The 14349-nt window shown below is 69.4% G+C and carries 13 protein-coding genes, 2 pseudogenes and 1 other annotated feature; of the genes and pseudogenes, 11 read left to right on the top strand and 4 right to left on the bottom strand.

Features of this window, described 5'->3' with window-relative positions:
• Positions 1 to 282 precede the first annotated feature (282 nt).
• A protein-coding gene (locus tag HNR07_RS06785) for an IS3 family transposase (protein ID WP_246420169.1) occupies positions 283 to 1502 on the top strand; the annotation gives its coding sequence in 2 pieces (ribosomal slippage) (positions 283 to 568 and positions 568 to 1502; 1221 coding nt in all).
• Positions 561 to 674 (top strand) — a sequence feature (AL1L pseudoknot). Its footprint overlaps the gene before it by 114 nt.
• Before the next feature lie 77 nt (positions 1503 to 1579).
• Positions 1580 to 3004, top strand: coding sequence for an IS1380 family transposase (locus HNR07_RS06780; RefSeq protein ID WP_312893591.1), 1425 nt, complete (start codon positions 1580 to 1582; stop codon positions 3002 to 3004).
• Between the two features lie 348 nt (positions 3005 to 3352).
• Here HNR07_RS06780 and HNR07_RS06775 read toward each other — a convergent pair whose 3' ends face one another.
• Entirely contained in the window at positions 3353 to 3991 is a 639-nt protein-coding gene (locus HNR07_RS06775) for a DsbA family oxidoreductase (protein WP_184363349.1), read from the bottom strand.
• 273 nt (positions 3992 to 4264) lie between these two features.
• On the opposite strand from HNR07_RS06775, the gene HNR07_RS06770 reads away from it, so the two are divergent.
• Positions 4265 to 4663 carry a winged helix-turn-helix transcriptional regulator gene (locus tag HNR07_RS06770; protein ID WP_184363346.1) on the top strand — a complete coding sequence of 133 codons (399 nt, stop codon included), beginning with the start codon at positions 4265 to 4267 and terminating at the stop codon, positions 4661 to 4663.
• A 109-nt stretch (positions 4664 to 4772) separates the two neighbouring features.
• On the opposite strand, the gene HNR07_RS06765 is transcribed toward HNR07_RS06770, so the two are convergent.
• Positions 4773 to 5252: a DUF6194 family protein gene (locus HNR07_RS06765; protein ID WP_184363343.1), complete on the bottom strand. Its 480-nt coding sequence runs from the start codon at positions 5250 to 5252 to the stop codon at positions 4773 to 4775.
• Between the two features lie 327 nt (positions 5253 to 5579).
• On the opposite strand from HNR07_RS06765, the gene HNR07_RS06760 reads away from it, so the two are divergent.
• Positions 5580 to 6368 carry a hypothetical protein gene (locus HNR07_RS06760; protein WP_184363340.1) on the top strand — a complete coding sequence of 263 codons (789 nt, stop codon included), beginning with the start codon at positions 5580 to 5582 and terminating at the stop codon, positions 6366 to 6368.
• Positions 6369 to 6430: 62 nt separating this feature from the next.
• Here HNR07_RS06760 and HNR07_RS06755 read toward each other — a convergent pair whose 3' ends face one another.
• Positions 6431 to 7333 (bottom strand): ADP-ribosylglycohydrolase family protein, encoded by a 903-nt coding sequence (locus HNR07_RS06755; protein ID WP_184363336.1) that lies wholly within the window; start codon positions 7331 to 7333, stop codon positions 6431 to 6433.
• A gap of 261 nt (positions 7334 to 7594) precedes the next feature.
• Between HNR07_RS06755 and nirB the strand changes: the two genes are divergently transcribed.
• Genes nirB through HNR07_RS06735 form a run of 4 tightly spaced genes read left to right on the top strand, consistent with a single transcriptional unit; the run spans position 7595 to position 12229 of the window.
• A complete protein-coding gene (nirB, locus tag HNR07_RS06750; RefSeq protein WP_184363333.1) occupies positions 7595 to 10102 on the top strand; it encodes a nitrite reductase large subunit NirB in 2508 nt (835 codons plus the stop codon).
• A complete protein-coding gene (nirD, locus tag HNR07_RS06745; protein ID WP_184363330.1) occupies positions 10099 to 10542 on the top strand; it encodes a nitrite reductase small subunit NirD in 444 nt (147 codons plus the stop codon). The genes nirB and nirD overlap by 4 nt, the downstream gene beginning before the upstream one ends.
• A complete protein-coding gene (locus HNR07_RS06740) occupies positions 10539 to 11687 on the top strand; it encodes a uroporphyrinogen-III synthase (protein WP_184363327.1) in 1149 nt (382 codons plus the stop codon). Before nirD ends, HNR07_RS06740 begins: the two co-directional genes overlap by 4 nt.
• Positions 11681 to 12229 carry a sirohydrochlorin chelatase gene (locus HNR07_RS06735; protein ID WP_246420166.1) on the top strand — a complete coding sequence of 183 codons (549 nt, stop codon included), beginning with the start codon at positions 11681 to 11683 and terminating at the stop codon, positions 12227 to 12229. Before HNR07_RS06740 ends, HNR07_RS06735 begins: the two co-directional genes overlap by 7 nt.
• A 21-nt stretch (positions 12230 to 12250) precedes the next feature.
• Here HNR07_RS06735 and HNR07_RS06730 read toward each other — a convergent pair.
• Positions 12251 to 12856: pseudogene (locus HNR07_RS06730) on the bottom strand (IS256 family transposase); the annotation flags it as partial.
• A 10-nt stretch (positions 12857 to 12866) separates the two neighbouring features.
• Between HNR07_RS06730 and HNR07_RS34765 the strand changes: the two are divergent.
• From HNR07_RS34765 to HNR07_RS06720, 3 genes and pseudogenes are all read left to right on the top strand, one after another.
• Positions 12867 to 13022, top strand: a complete 156-nt coding sequence (locus HNR07_RS34765) for a hypothetical protein (protein ID WP_246420163.1) — start codon at positions 12867 to 12869, stop codon at positions 13020 to 13022.
• A 12-nt stretch (positions 13023 to 13034) separates the two neighbouring features.
• Positions 13035 to 13492: pseudogene (locus tag HNR07_RS36060) on the top strand (Scr1 family TA system antitoxin-like transcriptional regulator).
• Positions 13485 to 13667 (top strand): DUF397 domain-containing protein, encoded by a 183-nt coding sequence (locus tag HNR07_RS06720; RefSeq protein WP_184363324.1) that lies wholly within the window; start codon positions 13485 to 13487, stop codon positions 13665 to 13667. Before HNR07_RS36060 ends, HNR07_RS06720 begins: the two are co-directional and overlap by 8 nt.
• Positions 13668 to 14349 lie beyond the last annotated feature (682 nt).

Raw genomic sequence — 14349 nt, 5'->3', positions numbered from 1 at the left:
CCACCCCGGCCGGTTTCGGCCCCTCCTTCCAGCGTGATCTTGCTACCAGGAGCGAGTTCGGCGCCGAACTTGCTCCTGGTAGCAAGATCACCGGGGACCTGACGGTTACGGAAGCAACGGACACGTGCCAGTCCGGGTTCCGGACACCTCCACCCACCCCCAAGCCCTCGAACCCGCTGCCGGAAACCACCCCCGGACCCCACCCGGATTCGCCAACAGCATCCGAGTACTGTTTCGTGCCGGGTGTGATGGAGGCTCTCAAACCTGGGAAGGATGAGAGACATGCCAGCACCGAGGAAATACCCCGATGAGCTGAGGCAACGTGCCACCCGCATGGCCGTGGACGCTCGCCGGGACCCGGCCAGCCGCAGCGGTGCCATCGCCCGTATCGCCGACCAGCTGGGCATCAACCGCGAGACCCTGCGCAACTGGGTCACCCAGGCCGAGGTCGACGCCGGAGACCGCCCCGGCACCACCACCGACCAGGCCCAACGCCTGGCCGAACTTGAACGCGAAGTGCACGAGTTGCGGCGAGCCAACGCCATCCTCAAGTCCGCGTCGGCTTTTTTCGCGGCGGAGCTCGACCGCCCACACATCAGATAGTCGCGTTCATCGACATCCACCAGCAGGAGTTCGGGGTCGAGCCGATCTGCCGCGTCTTGCAGGTCGCCCCGTCCACCTACTACGCCGCCAAGAACCGGGCCCCGTCACTGCGCTCACGCACCGATGAGGTCACCACCGCCAAGATCCACCAGGTACACGCCGACAACTACGCCGTGTACGGGGCCCGCAAGGTCCACGCAGAGCTGAACCGCCAAGGCCACCGGGTAGCCCGCTGCACGGTCCAACGCCTGATGAAACGGGCCGGGCTACGCGGCATCTCCCGCACCAAGGGACCCCGCACCACGGTCGGGACTACAGCCTCGGACACCCGCCCTGACCTGGTAGAACGCGCGTTCACCGCTGATGCTCCCAACCAGCTGTGGGTTGCCGACATCACCTACATCCGCACCTTCGCGGGCTGGGTCTACGCCGCGTTCGTCATCGACGTGCACTCGCGCCGGGTGGTGGGCTGGCAGGTGGCGAGGTCGCTGCACACCAGCCTGGCCCTGGACGCGTTGGAAATGGCCGTGTGGAACCGGTCCCATGTCGGTCGGCGCATCGACGGTCTGGTCCACCACTCCGACCGCGGCGTGCAATATCTCGCGGTGCGCTACACCCAACGCCTGGCCGAGGCGGGGGCGGTGGCCTCGGTCGGTACCACCGGCGATTCCTACGACAACGCTCTGGCCGAGGCGTTCCACTCGCTGTTCAAGGCCGAGTTGATCCGTAACCGCGGGCCCTGGAAGGGGTTGGACGAGGTCGAGATCGCGGTGGCCGAGTACATCGACTGGTTCAACCACCGCCGTCTGCACGGCGAGATCGGGCTGGTGCCGCCAGCGGAGTTCGAGGACCACTTCTACCCCCGGCTATTCAGCGGAATTGGGAGGACCGACCCCTGACAGCACGAAAGGTGCCCCTACCTGCAAAGATGTGACTGTCTAGGAAACATCACAGCAGAATCAGGAGCACCTTTCTGGTGCACGAGCCTACCTGGGACCACCGCCTGTCCGTGACCGCCAACAGCACCAACCTCGTCGGGCATGCCGGAGCCGTCCTGCTCCGCCAGCTCGCCGACCGCACCGGCCTCACCCGGGCCCTCGCCACAGCCTTGCCCACCAGCACCGCCAACGGCTGGCGGGACCGGGCCACCACCCTGGTCCACCTGGTCATCGCCATCGTGCTCGGCGCCCGCAACCTCTCCGAAGCCGAACGCCTGGGCCTGCACCACCGGCCCGTGTTCGGCCCACCCACTTCCGACTCCACCCTGCGCCGCGCCCTGAACGTCCTCGACGAGAGGGCCCTGGCGGCGATCGCCAAGGCCCGGCGGCAGATCCGCCGCCACGTGTGGACGCTGCTGCACCTGCGCCCCGGCGGGTTCCCCCAAGTGAAGGTCGCGGGCAAACCCCTGAAGGGATGGATCGTGCTGGACGCCGACGCCACGATCATCACCACCACCTCCAACAAGGAAGGGGCCGCACCCACCTTCAAGTCCAGTTTCGGGTTCCACCCCCTGGCCGCCTGGTGCGCCAACACCGGCGAGTGCCTGGCCATGCTGCTGCGCCCCGGCAACGCCGGAGCCAACACCGCGAGCGACCACATCAACGTGCTCACCTGGGCCCTGGATCAGGTCCCCGGCTCTTCCCGGGCCAAGATCCTCGTCCGTATCGACGGAGCCGGCGCCACCCACGACCTCCTCGAGTACCTGGAGAAGCTGAACACCAGCCGCAGGACGGTGCGCTTCACCGTCGGGTGGAAGATCACCACCGCGGACGAGGAGGCGATCGCGAAGATCCCCGAGAGCGCGTGGGAGAGCGCCGTGGACCAGAAAGGCGACCTCCAAGAGGGCTATGAGGTCGCCGAACTGACCGGGCTCAACACCCGCGAAGGCTGGCCCAAGGGGATGCGGCTCATCGTCCGCCGGGTACGCCCCTCCCGCCGCCACACCGCCAAGCTCACCGCCATGGAGAGGAAGACCGGTTGGCGCTACGCCATCTGCGCGACCAACATCAAGCGGATGCATCGGGTGCCGGGCTCCCACCAGGCCCAGTTTCTGGACGCGCTGCACCGAGACCACGCCGAGGTCGAGGATCGGGTGCGCACGAACAAGGCGATGGGGCTCGCGTTGTTGCCGTCATCGTCCTGGCAGGTCAACCAGGCGTGGGTGCTCGCGGCCAACCTGGCCGCGGATCTGGACGCCTGGCTGCGGTTGCTCACCCTGCACGATGCGGAGGACCTCGCGGATGCCGAGCCTGAGAGCATGCGGTTTCGGATCTACCACCTGCCCGCCCGTCTGGCCCGCCACGCCCGCCGCCGCTTCCTGCGTATCGAACGGTCCTGGCCCTGGGCGGAGGCGTTCACTACCTGCTGGCAGCGGTTGACCGCTCTGCCGACCCTCACCTGAGGATCGGGACCTGATCCGACGAGCAGCAGGAAGGAGGGAGCACGCAGTTCCGGGGTTCGTGGAGCCCGGCGCGCACCGCGGCGTCACGCGAGGGCTCGTTCCTGCCCGGACCAGGGACACCATGGGCGAAGTGCCGGATCAGAAGACGCGATCAGACCCCTGACGAATCCGGGCTACCGGCAGGAATCGGTGTCAGCACACGACGAAGCGTTGGTTCCGAGCCTCTAAAGAACCCGGCACGAAACATACTCCGGGCACACGAAAGGGACCGGCGCCCGCACGCGGCGCAAGGCCGGTCCCTGAGTCGGTTCCCGGGTCTGCCAGAGCCCCTGGCCGTTCCCTGGGCGGTCAAGCCTTCTGGGCGTAGGCCTTCTCCAGGGCCGCGGTGAAGACCTCGAGCGGTTGGGCCCCCGAGACACCGAAGGCCCGGTCCATCACGAAGAACGGCACCCCGGTGGCGCCCAGCTGCTGGGCGGTGCGGATGTCGCTGTGGACCTCGGCGGTGTAGGCGTCACCGGTCAGGACGGTGCGGGCCTCCTCGGTGTCCAGGCCGATCTCCCCGGCCAGCTCCACCAGGGTGTCCACGTCGTCCAGGACGCGGGCCTGCACCAGCTGGGCGCGCATCAGGCGCTCATGGGCCTGGTCGCCCAGCCCCTTCTCCTTGGCCAGGTGGGTGAGCCGGTGGGCGTCGAAGGTGTTGACCATGACGGCGTTCTCGAACTCGTAGTGCAGCCCCTCCCGCGCCGCCACCTGCTCGACCTGTTCGGTCATCTGCCTGACCTGGTCGGGGGTGGCGTTCATCTTCTTGGCCAGGGAGTCATAGACCGGCTCGCGAACCCCCTGGGGGAAGGCGGGGTCGAGCTGGAAGCTGCGCCAGAGGAGTTCGACCTCGTCGGCGTGCTCGAAGCTCGCCAGGGCCTTCTCCAGGCGCCGCTTGCCGATGTAGCACCACGGGCACACGATGTCGGACCACACTTCGATCTGCACTGCCGTTCCCCTCACAAGCAGATTCCGTCCGAGCACGCGGGCGCGTCCTCGGATCCCAACGCCACCAGGCCCCTGACCGCGGGCAGGGGCTCCTGGCCCCCGCTCGCCCCAGGACCGCCCTCAGGTGCGTGCACCGTCCGCGGTTCCAATTCCCGCGCTCTGTCCGGCTCCGAGCCGCTCACACTGACCACCGACCCTTACATACTTATTGTGCGTAACCCTATTATCAGTGAGTATGTAGGGAGGAAAGGCTGGCCACAAGGAGGAACTTTCATGTCAGAAACGAACACCCGTGTTCCCCTGACCGAACGCCAGCTCACCCAGAACCCCGAGGACTGCCCGGTTCGCGAGGTCCTGGACCGGGTCGGCGACAAGTGGAGCGTGCTCATCATCGTCATGCTCGGCCAGCGCACCCACCGCTACAGCGAGCTGGACCGCGCCATCGACGGCATCAGCCAGCGCATGCTCACCCTGACCCTGCGCGCCCTGGTCCGGGACGGCCTGGTCGAGCGCACCGTACACGCCAGCGTCCCGCCGCGAGTGGACTACACACTGACCGAACTCGGGCACACCCTGCTGGAGCCGCTCACCGCCCTGGACCGCTGGGCCAACGAACACCGCGACGACATCCGCGCCGCCCGGGAACGCCACGACCGTCAGGAACAGGGCTGAACCAGCCCTGGACACAGCGCTCCGAACACGGCACGGCCCCCGTGACGACACCGGGGACCGTGCCCCTGCTCCCGCCCCCGCTGAGCCGGAATCGCGATGAAGGGCCGCATCACCGCTCCGGTGGGCGGTGGCGGGCGGCGGCCCGATCCCTGGCCAGGGACAGCAGCTCACACACCCGCTCGGAGGTTCGCGAACCCGGGTTGAGTACCGCCACCCACCCCTGGGCGGCATAGACCGGGTGCGGCAGGAGACGGTCCAGCCCGGTGTAGTCCAAGCCCTCGCGGTGCCCGGCGTGCGCCGCCGGAGTGTGGCCTACCACCTCCTCGAACAGAGCGCGGCCCACCGCGATGTTGACCCGGAACACCCCGGGCCGATCAAGGTCGCAGTCGCTGTCGAAACCCGGGTAGTCCTTGGTCACCAGGGTCGCGAACGGGGTGAAACCACTGCGCTCACGCGCCCGCCCGTCAGGGTCGTACAGGAAGAAGGAGTCGCCCCAGGCGATCTCGGGTGCCCCGCTCTCCCGACTCGCGGTCATCACATCCACCTGGCCCAGCCCGGCCACGAAGTGGATGATCTCGTCCTCGGTCATCGCGCCCCCTGAAGTCGTTGGGGTGTCCTTCCTGGTCACCCCCGCTTCAAGTGTGTCATTGGACTGCTTTGTGAGACTTCACCCGAAAGGATCCCCGTGGGTGCGCTTTCTCGAGCAGCAACCCTCAAATCCCACCCGTACACTCAACCACCGGACCCAGGAACACCACCGCGACCCGTTGCACACCCGGGGCCAAGCCCCGGCACCGCCGAACACCCCGCCCGGGTCGCCGAACCCACCGCCTGAGGGCACAAGGTTGGACAACACACCTCCAAACCTGCGCCAAGGACGCGTGTCCTGGCCACCGGACCGTGCGACACTCACCGCATGGCCGCACCATACCCGGGCCCCTACGGGCCACCGCCCCAGCCAGACCCCCGTGAGCTGCGCCCCTCCCGCATCTGGTTCTGGATAGGCGGCGCGCTCATCCCGATCTCGATCGTCCTGGGCGTCGTGCTGTTCGTCGTACTGCTGTTGCGGGGCCTGGCCCTGCCCGAGTTCGAGGCCCTCACCCAGGGCACCCAAAGCACGACCTTCACGGTCAACGCCCAGGAACACCCCGAGTCGGGGTGGCTGCTGTACGGCTCACCCCCGAACGTGGACCACACCGCCTGCGCCCTGACCGGCCCCGACGACCAGATCCTGAGCTTCGCCTACCCCACCTTCAACCACGAGGCGCAAGGGCAGGACGGCGCCTGGGCGATGGTCGGTATGGCCGACCTGACCGAACCGGGCGAGTACACCCTCACCTGCCAGGCCCCCGACAGCGTCCGCTTCGGGATCGCCTACGCGGGCGACACCACCGGCAACATCGCCACCGGCGTGCTCGGGGCTCTGGGCTCCCTGCTGTTCATCCCGTTCCTGGGCGTGGTGGGCGGCATCATCCTGATCGTCGTCACGGCGGTACGCCGGAACCGACACCGCCAGCAGCTCACCAACGAACGCACCGCCCAGGGCCCGCAGCCCGGGCAGTACCCCGGCCCGTACCCGGGGCAGCGACAGCCACCCCCGCCGGGCGGCTACCCGGGCCAACCGCCCTACCCACCGCAGGACGGCCCGCCATCAGGCCCGCAGGGCCCGGGATCACCACCGGGCCCCGGCCCCCAGCAAACCTGACCGGCACGAGCACCTGACCCTCGGCGCCCGCACACACCAGGCGCGGGCGCCGAGGCACATCATCAGGAGGCGGCGGCCAGCGCCCAACCGGGCAATGACTCGGTGCGCCCGGACCACTCCCGCGGGATCGCCCCTTCCGGCAGGCCCGCCCCCAGGATGCCCGCCACGATCGCGCAGGTGGTGTCCATATCCCCGCCCGGGACCACCGTGGCCCACAGCGCCGCGGCCAGCCCCGACCGGTACCGGGCCGCCGCCCACAACGCGAAGGGCACCGTGTCCAGGGCGCTGACCCCGGACCCGTTTCCCAGCTCCGCGGCCACCCCCAGCGGGTTGGAGGTGATCAGCAGGGCCCGGGCGTCGCGCACCGCCTCACGCACCCGACCCTGGGGCAAGTGCTCCACCACCCGGTCCAGGAACGATCCGGCGCCCATCGTCTCGCGTCGCGCCACCAAGGCCGCTGCCACCGCCACCGCGACCGCGCCGTCCACCGCCTCGGGGTGGGTGTGCGTGACGCGCGCGCTCACAGCGGCCTGCTCGACCACCTCGTCCAGGTCCTCGGCGTACCAGGCACCCAACGGCGCCACCCGCATCGCCGCCCCGTTACCGAAGGAACCCGCCCCCTCGAACGGCTCCGAGGCCAACGACCGCCAGTCACCGCCCTCACGCACCAGCCGCAGCATCCGACCGGTCGCGGGCCCATACCCGCGGTCGAAGTCGTGGTGGCGGGCGAAGGAAGCCGCCAGGCGATCGGGATCCACAGCCCCGCCGCGCACGACCTCGGCGTAGACCGACGCCGCCATCTCGGTGTCGTCGGTCCACTGCCATGGGCCGGGCGGCAGCTCCCGCCCGGTCAGGAAAGGGCGGTTGCCGGGAACGAAGAACTGGGAGCCGAAGGCGTCGCCCACGGCCAGAGCGGACAGGGAGGCAAGAGCGCGCACCGGGCGCGCGATGGCGATGGTGTGCATATCGCCTCCCATCCTGGACAACCCGACCCCGGCTGTCCATGCCCCCATGCCCCGCCTGTGCGCGCCCCCAGCCCCCGCCACCGCCCCCTTGGCACCCCAGACCGGGCACCGATTCCACGCCACCCCACACCGATCACGCGCTTTTCACCTGCGGTGACAGCACAACGAAACATCCCCGACACCTACCCCCAACCCACGGGTAACACCCTGCCGGTTACCTGAAAAGCGTCCGACCCCGCAGCCCGCAGGAGGAGCCGCCCCATGGAAGAACTCGTCGTCATCGGTAACGGCATGGTCGGCCACCGGCTCGTCGAGGCGCTCCGCGACCGCGACACCGCCCACCACTGGCACATCACCGTGGTGGGCGAAGAACCCCGCACCGCCTACGACCGGGTGGCCCTGTCCACCTACCTCGACGGCGCCAGCGCCCAGGACCTGTCCCTGGGCGACCTGCGCGGCCCCGGCGTGGACGTGCACGTCTGCGAACAGGCCACCGCCATCGACCGCGCCGCGCGCACCGTCACCACCGCCTCCGGCCGCGTCCTGCCCTACGACCGCCTGGTCCTGGCCACCGGATCCACCCCCTTCGTGCCCCCCATCCCCGGCCACGACCTGCCCGGCTGCCACGTCTACCGCACCATCGAGGACCTGGACGGCCTGACCGCCGACGCAGAGAACGCCAAGACCGGCGTGGTCATCGGCGGCGGACTCCTCGGACTGGAAGCGGCCAACGCCCTGCGCCTGCTGGGTGTGAGCGCCCACGTCGTCGAACTCGCACCCCACCTGATGCCCGCCCAGATCGACCAGGGCGCCGGAGCGCTGCTGCAGAACCTGGTCACCGACCTGGGCGTGAACGTGCACACCGGCACCGCCTCCACCGCCGTCCAAGCAGGCCCCGACGGTCGCGCCGCCCGCCTGGCCCTGGCCGACGGCAACCACCTGGACGCCGACATGGTCGTCTTCTCCGTGGGCATCCGCCCCCGCGACGACCTGGCCCGCGACGCCGGACTCACCGTCGGCGAACGCGGCGGCATCGTCATCGACGACACCTGCACCACCAGCGACGCCCACATCCACGCCATCGGCGAAGCCGCCCACCACCGCGGCACCGTCTACGGGCTCATCGCCCCAGGCAACGCCATGGCCGAGGTCCTGGCCGACCGACTGGTGGGCGGAGCCGCCACCTTCACCGGCGCCGACACCTCCACCAAGCTCAAGCTCCTGGGCGTGGACGTGGCCAGCTTCGGCGACGCCCACGGCCGCGCCCCCGGCGCCCTGGACGTGGTCGTCAACGACGCCGCCAGCGGCCGCTACGCCAAACTCGTACTCTCCGACGACGCCACCACCCTGCTGGGCGGCATCCTGGTCGGCGACGCCTCGGCCTACGCCACCCTGCGCCCCCTGGTGGGCTCACCCCTGCCCGGCGACCCCCTGGCCCTGATCACCCCCGACGGTGAAGGGCTCAGCACCGACGCCCTGCCCGACTCCGCGCAGATCTGCTCGTGCAACGCCGTCACCAAGGGCGAGGTCAGCGAGGCCATCTCCTGCGGCGCCCACGACGTGGCCGAACTCAAGTCCTGCACCCGGGCCGGCACCACCTGCGGCTCGTGCGTGCCCATGCTCAAGCAGATCCTCACCCAGGCCGGCATCACCCAGTCCAAGGCCCTGTGCGAACACTTCACCCAATCACGCACCGAACTGCTGGAGATCATCCGCGCCACCGGCACCACGACCTTCTCCGCGCTGATCGACGCACACGGCACCGGACACGGCTGCGACATCTGCAAGCCCGCGGTGGCCTCGATCCTGGCCTCCCTGGGCGGCGGCCACATCCTGGACGGCGAAACCGCCACCCTGCAGGACACCAACGACCGCTACCTCGCCAACCTCCAGCGCAACGGCACCTACTCGGTGGTGCCGCGCATCCCCGGCGGAGAGATCACCCCCGACAAACTCATCGTGATCGGAGAGGTCGCCCGCGACTTCGACCTCTACACCAAGATCACCGGCGGCCAGCGCATCGACCTGTTCGGCGCCCGCCTGGAACAGCTGCCCGCCATCTGGACCCGCCTGGTCGAGGCCGGGTTCGAGTCCGGCCACGCCTACGGAAAGTCCCTGCGCACGGTGAAGTCGTGCGTGGGCACCACCTGGTGCCGCTACGGCGTCCAGGACTCCGTCGGACTGGCCATCCGCCTGGAGGAGCGCTACCGGGGCCTGCGCTCACCCCACAAACTCAAGTCCGCCGTCTCCGGATGCGCCCGCGAATGCGCCGAGGCCCGCGGCAAGGACTTCGGCATCATCGCCACCGAGACCGGCTGGAACCTGTACGTGGGCGGCAACGGCGGCTTCACCCCCCGCCACGCCCAGCTACTCGCCGGTGACCTGGACGAGGACACCCTCATCCGCTACATCGACCGCTTCCTGATGTTCTACATCCGCACCGCCGACCGCCTGCAGCGCACCGCCCCCTGGATCGAGGCCATGGAGGGCGGCCTGGACCACCTGCGCGAGGTCGTGGTCAACGACAGCCTGGGCATCGCCCAGGAGCTGGAGGAGGCCATGGCCCAGCACGTGGACTCCTACACCGACGAATGGGCGGCCGTGCTGAACGACCCCGACAAGCTCGCCCGCTTCGAGTCCTTCACCAACGCCCCCACCACCCCCGACCCCACCATCAGCTTCACCACCACCCGCGACCAGCCCGTGCCCGGCGCACCCACCCCACTGGGCATGCCCACCCCCCGCACCAGCAAGGAGAGCACCCGATGAGCGTCCTCACCCACACCGCCACCGCCCAGGAGCCGAGCGAACCCACCACCGGCTGGATCCACGCCTGCCCGAAGCACCGCCTCGAACCCGGCATCGGCCTGGCCGTCCTCCTGCCCGACGGCCACCAGGTCGCCCTCTTCACCACCCGCGACCACCACCTGTACGCCGTGGACAACCTCGACCCGCACACCGGCGCCACCGTCATCTCCCGCGGCATCGTCGGCGACCGCGCCGGAGAGCCCACCGTGGCCTCACCCATGCTCAAGCACGTGTTCTCCCTGACCACCGGCCAGAGCCTGGACGCCCCCGACGTGCGCCTGAACACCTGGCCGGTACGCGTGGACGGCGAGAACGTACAGATCGCCACCACCCCGCACCCCACCCAGAACGCTTGCGCCCCCGCCCAGAGCACCACACGCGCCGAACAGGGGACCCCATGACCACTGCCGTGCCCGCCTCACCGCCCACCGGCGAGGCCACCACCGCACCCCTGGCCGGGTTCACCGTCGCCGTCACCGCCGCCCGCCGCGCCGAGGAACTCACCGCCCTGCTCCACCGCAAGGGCGCCCAGGTCATCGCCGCACCCGCCCTGCGCATCGTCCCCCTGAGCGACGACCAACGCCTGGCCTCGGTCTCCGAACAACTCACCCGCACCCCCGCCGACGTCGTCATCGCCACCACCGGCATCGGCTTCCGCGGCTGGGTCGAGGCCTGCGAAACCTGGGGCATGGCCGAACCCCTCCTGAACAGCATGAAATCCTCACGCCTGCTCGCCCGCGGCCCCAAAGCCAAAGGCGCCATCCGCGCCGCCGGACTCACCGAGGAATGGTCCCCGCCCTCCGAATCCTCCGCCGAGGTCCTGGACTACCTCCTCGAACGCGGCGTCCAAGGCCTGCGCGTGGCCATCCAACTCCACGGCGAACCCCTGCCCGACTTCACCGCCGCCCTGCGCCTGGCCGGAGCCGAAGTCATCGAGGTCCCCGTCTACCGCTGGACCCAACCCGAACAGACCGAACCCCTGGACCGCCTCATCGAGGCCGTCACCACCGGGGGAGTGGACGCCGTCACCTTCACCAGCGCCCCGGCCGCCGCCGGACTCCTCGCCCGCGCCCACACCATCGGCCAGCAACACGCCCTCATCGGCGCCCTGCGCGGCCACGTGCTCTGCCTGTGCGTGGGACCGGTCACCGCACGCCCCCTGATGGCCCGCGACATCCCCACCGTGTGGCCCGGCCGCGCCCGCATCGGCGCCCAGGTCCGCAAACTCACCGAAGAACTCCCCGCCCGCTTCCCCACCCTCAACGTCGCCGGACACCGCCTACGGCTGCGCGGCCACGCCGTCCTGGTCGACGGCACCGTCCACACCCTCTCGCCCACCCTGATGCGCCTGATGCGCGCCCTGGCCCACCGCCCCGGCCAGGTCCGCGACCGCGCCCACCTGCTCACCTGCCTGGGCGAGGACGCCGACGCCCACGCCGTCGAAACGGCCGTGGCCCGCCTGCGCACCGCCCTGGGCGACCCCAAGATCATCCAAACGGTCGTCAAACGCGGCTACCGCCTGGCCCTGGACACCCACCCATGCTGAACCCGACCCGCGTACCCACCCTGCTGCTGGTCCTGCATGGCACCCGTTCACCCCGCGGCACCGCCATCGCCCACTCCCTGGCCCTGCGCGTGGCCGAGGTGGCCCAGCGCCCCACCCGCCTGGCCTTCGCCGACGTCACCCACCCCAACGTCACCGAGGTCGCCGCCCACACCCCCGGCCCTTTGGTCGTGGTGCCCGCCTTCCTGGCCTCGGGCTACCACGTGCGCACCGACATCCCCGACCAACTCCTCCAGGCGGGCCGTACCGACGCCGTCATCACCCCGGCCCTGGGCGACCACCCCGCCCTGCTGGCCACCGCCCTGCGCCGCCTCACCCAGGCCGGGTACCAGAGCGGCGACGCCCTGGTCCTGGCGTGCGCGGGCACCTCCGACCCGCACGCCCAGGCCGAACTCGACCAGGCCGCCCAGCGCCTGTCCCAACGCACGGGCCAGCCCGTCCACCTGGCCTACGCCGCCACCAGCAGCCCTTCGGTGGCCGACAAGGTCGCCGAGCTGCGCGCGGCGGGGGGTGTGTCAAGTTAAGGGTGTAACTGTTGTTCTTGGTCAGCGGCGTGTCGCGGTCAACCGGCCATCAAAGGTCAGATCGAACGCGTTCAGCGCCTTCTTCCAGCGCGCGCTCCACTTGGCCCGCCCGGTCCCCTTCGGATCCAGAGCCATCAACGCCATGTAGACGCACTTGAGCGCGGCCTGCTCGTTGGGGAAGTGCCCCCGAGCCTTGACCGCGCGGCGGATCCGGGCGTTGATCGACTCGATCGCGTTCGTGGTGCAGATGATCTTGCGGATCTCCACATCGAAGGCCAGGAACGGCACCATCTCCGCCCAGGCGTTCTCCCACAACCGCACGATCGCCGGGTACTTGTCCCCCCACTCCTCGCAGAACTCGGAGAACCGCTCCAGAGCGGCCTCCTCGGTGGCGGCGGTGTAGACGGGCTTGAGCGCCTTGGCGACCTTCTCCCAGTCGGCCCGGGAGGCGTAGCGGAAGCTGTTGCGCAGCAGGTGCACGATGCAGGTCTGCACCACCGTGCGCGGCCACACCGACTCCACCGCCTCGCTCATGCCCTTGATCCCGTCGGCCACGAGCATGAGCACGTCGGCCACACCACGGTTCTTGAGTTCGGTGAACACGTGCGCCCAGTACTTGGCGCCCTCCGACCGAGAGTTGGGCAAGGGGCATCTGGCCCGAATCTGGGAAGAGCTGACCGGCGATGGCCGTGAGGCATGGAAGCGGGAAGTCGCCGAGCTGATTGATGCTGCCACCGCCGTCTACGAGTACCTGGTGCTCGTGTGGCCGGCCCACCTCCAGACGGAGGCGTAAGCGCACGCTCTCATCAGATATGGCGCCCAGTGGCTATCGGCGGATGAGGTCCGTTCCCGGGCGCGGGACAGAGCGGTGCACGCGCAGCGGCTCACGGATACAGAGCAACCGCGACTGTGGCTGGTCGCTGACGAGGCACTTCTGTACCGGCGCTACGGCGGGTCGGAAACCACGCGCGAACAGCTGTCGCTTGTCACTGGATTGGTGGAGAGTGGCAGGGTCACCTTGCAGCTGACCCCATGGACGCACCCCCACACCCCAAGGCCTCTGGTCCCTTTAAGCTGATCACCACGAAGTCTCTCCCGGATGTCATGTTTGCCGAAAGCGCTCGTGAGGGCCAGCTCGTCACCAACACCACGGAGACAGCGAACCGGCGGATGCAGTTCGCCGTCCTACAGAGAACGGCGATGGGTCCTGAAGCCACCTTGACGAGGCTGAAGGCGGAGCTTAGGAAGTTGGACGATGAGTAAATCCACCTGGCATAAGAGCACCTACTCTGACGGTGGGGCCAACTGTGTGGAGGCTCGGCAGGGCACTGCCGGTGCGGATGTTCGTGACACCCAGAACCGTGAGGCCGGGCATCTGAGCTTCGCTTCGCAGGAGTGGGCGGCTCTGCTCGGCGGGGTGCGTTCCCAGACCCGTTGACCTCAGATCCCCCGGCGGTCCTTCGTTTCGACGGAGGGCCGTTTTGTGCGGAAGGGGCGCTTTCGCACAACGGGCCGAGTGGGGCGAGTCCCGCGTTTTGGGCTTGCGGATTGTTCCTCGGATCTCTCGCGTGAGCGGATTTGAAAGAAAGCCCTGCGAACTCTTGTTCGGCTCGCTAGGTTGAACCGCCACAAGAAAAAACCCGAACCGGTGCTGACAACACCTGGTCGGGTTGTGGTCGGCGCCTGCGTAAACAGGTCTGTCGACTATGACTATCTGCCTGCCCAAAGCAGGAAGGCGACTGGTCATGGAGTCCAACGCTTCAACCCTCTCCAGCGCAGCCCGAACCCCGAATCCGATCGGGTTTTCTCCGGCCCGAAGCTGGCACCCAACGCCCAAGCCCTGGCCGCCTGGGCCCGTGAGCGGATCAAGCAGGCCCCCAAAGCCACCGGCCCCCACGCCCCCGCAGGAGAGCTGGTTATCCACAGCCCGGCCCGCCCACGGTGGCGGAACGACCCGGTTCTGGTGTCTCCTTGATTTCGGGAAAAGCTCCGTTGGCGCCCGCCTCAGCATGCCCCAAGCGCCCCCGCCAGCCCGGAGCCCGGATGGAAATCAGGGGCGCGCACCCGCTTCAGGACAACGAACGCAGAACCCCGAAGTCCGGCACCCGGGGAACATCGAG

This window comes from Nocardiopsis metallicus, assembly GCF_014201115.1.
In the GTDB taxonomy this organism is placed as follows: Bacteria; Actinomycetota; Actinomycetes; order Streptosporangiales; family Streptosporangiaceae; genus Nocardiopsis; species Nocardiopsis metallicus.
The sequence above is the reverse complement of the archived record's forward strand: the minus strand, read 5'-3'. Positions and strand labels throughout refer to the sequence as shown.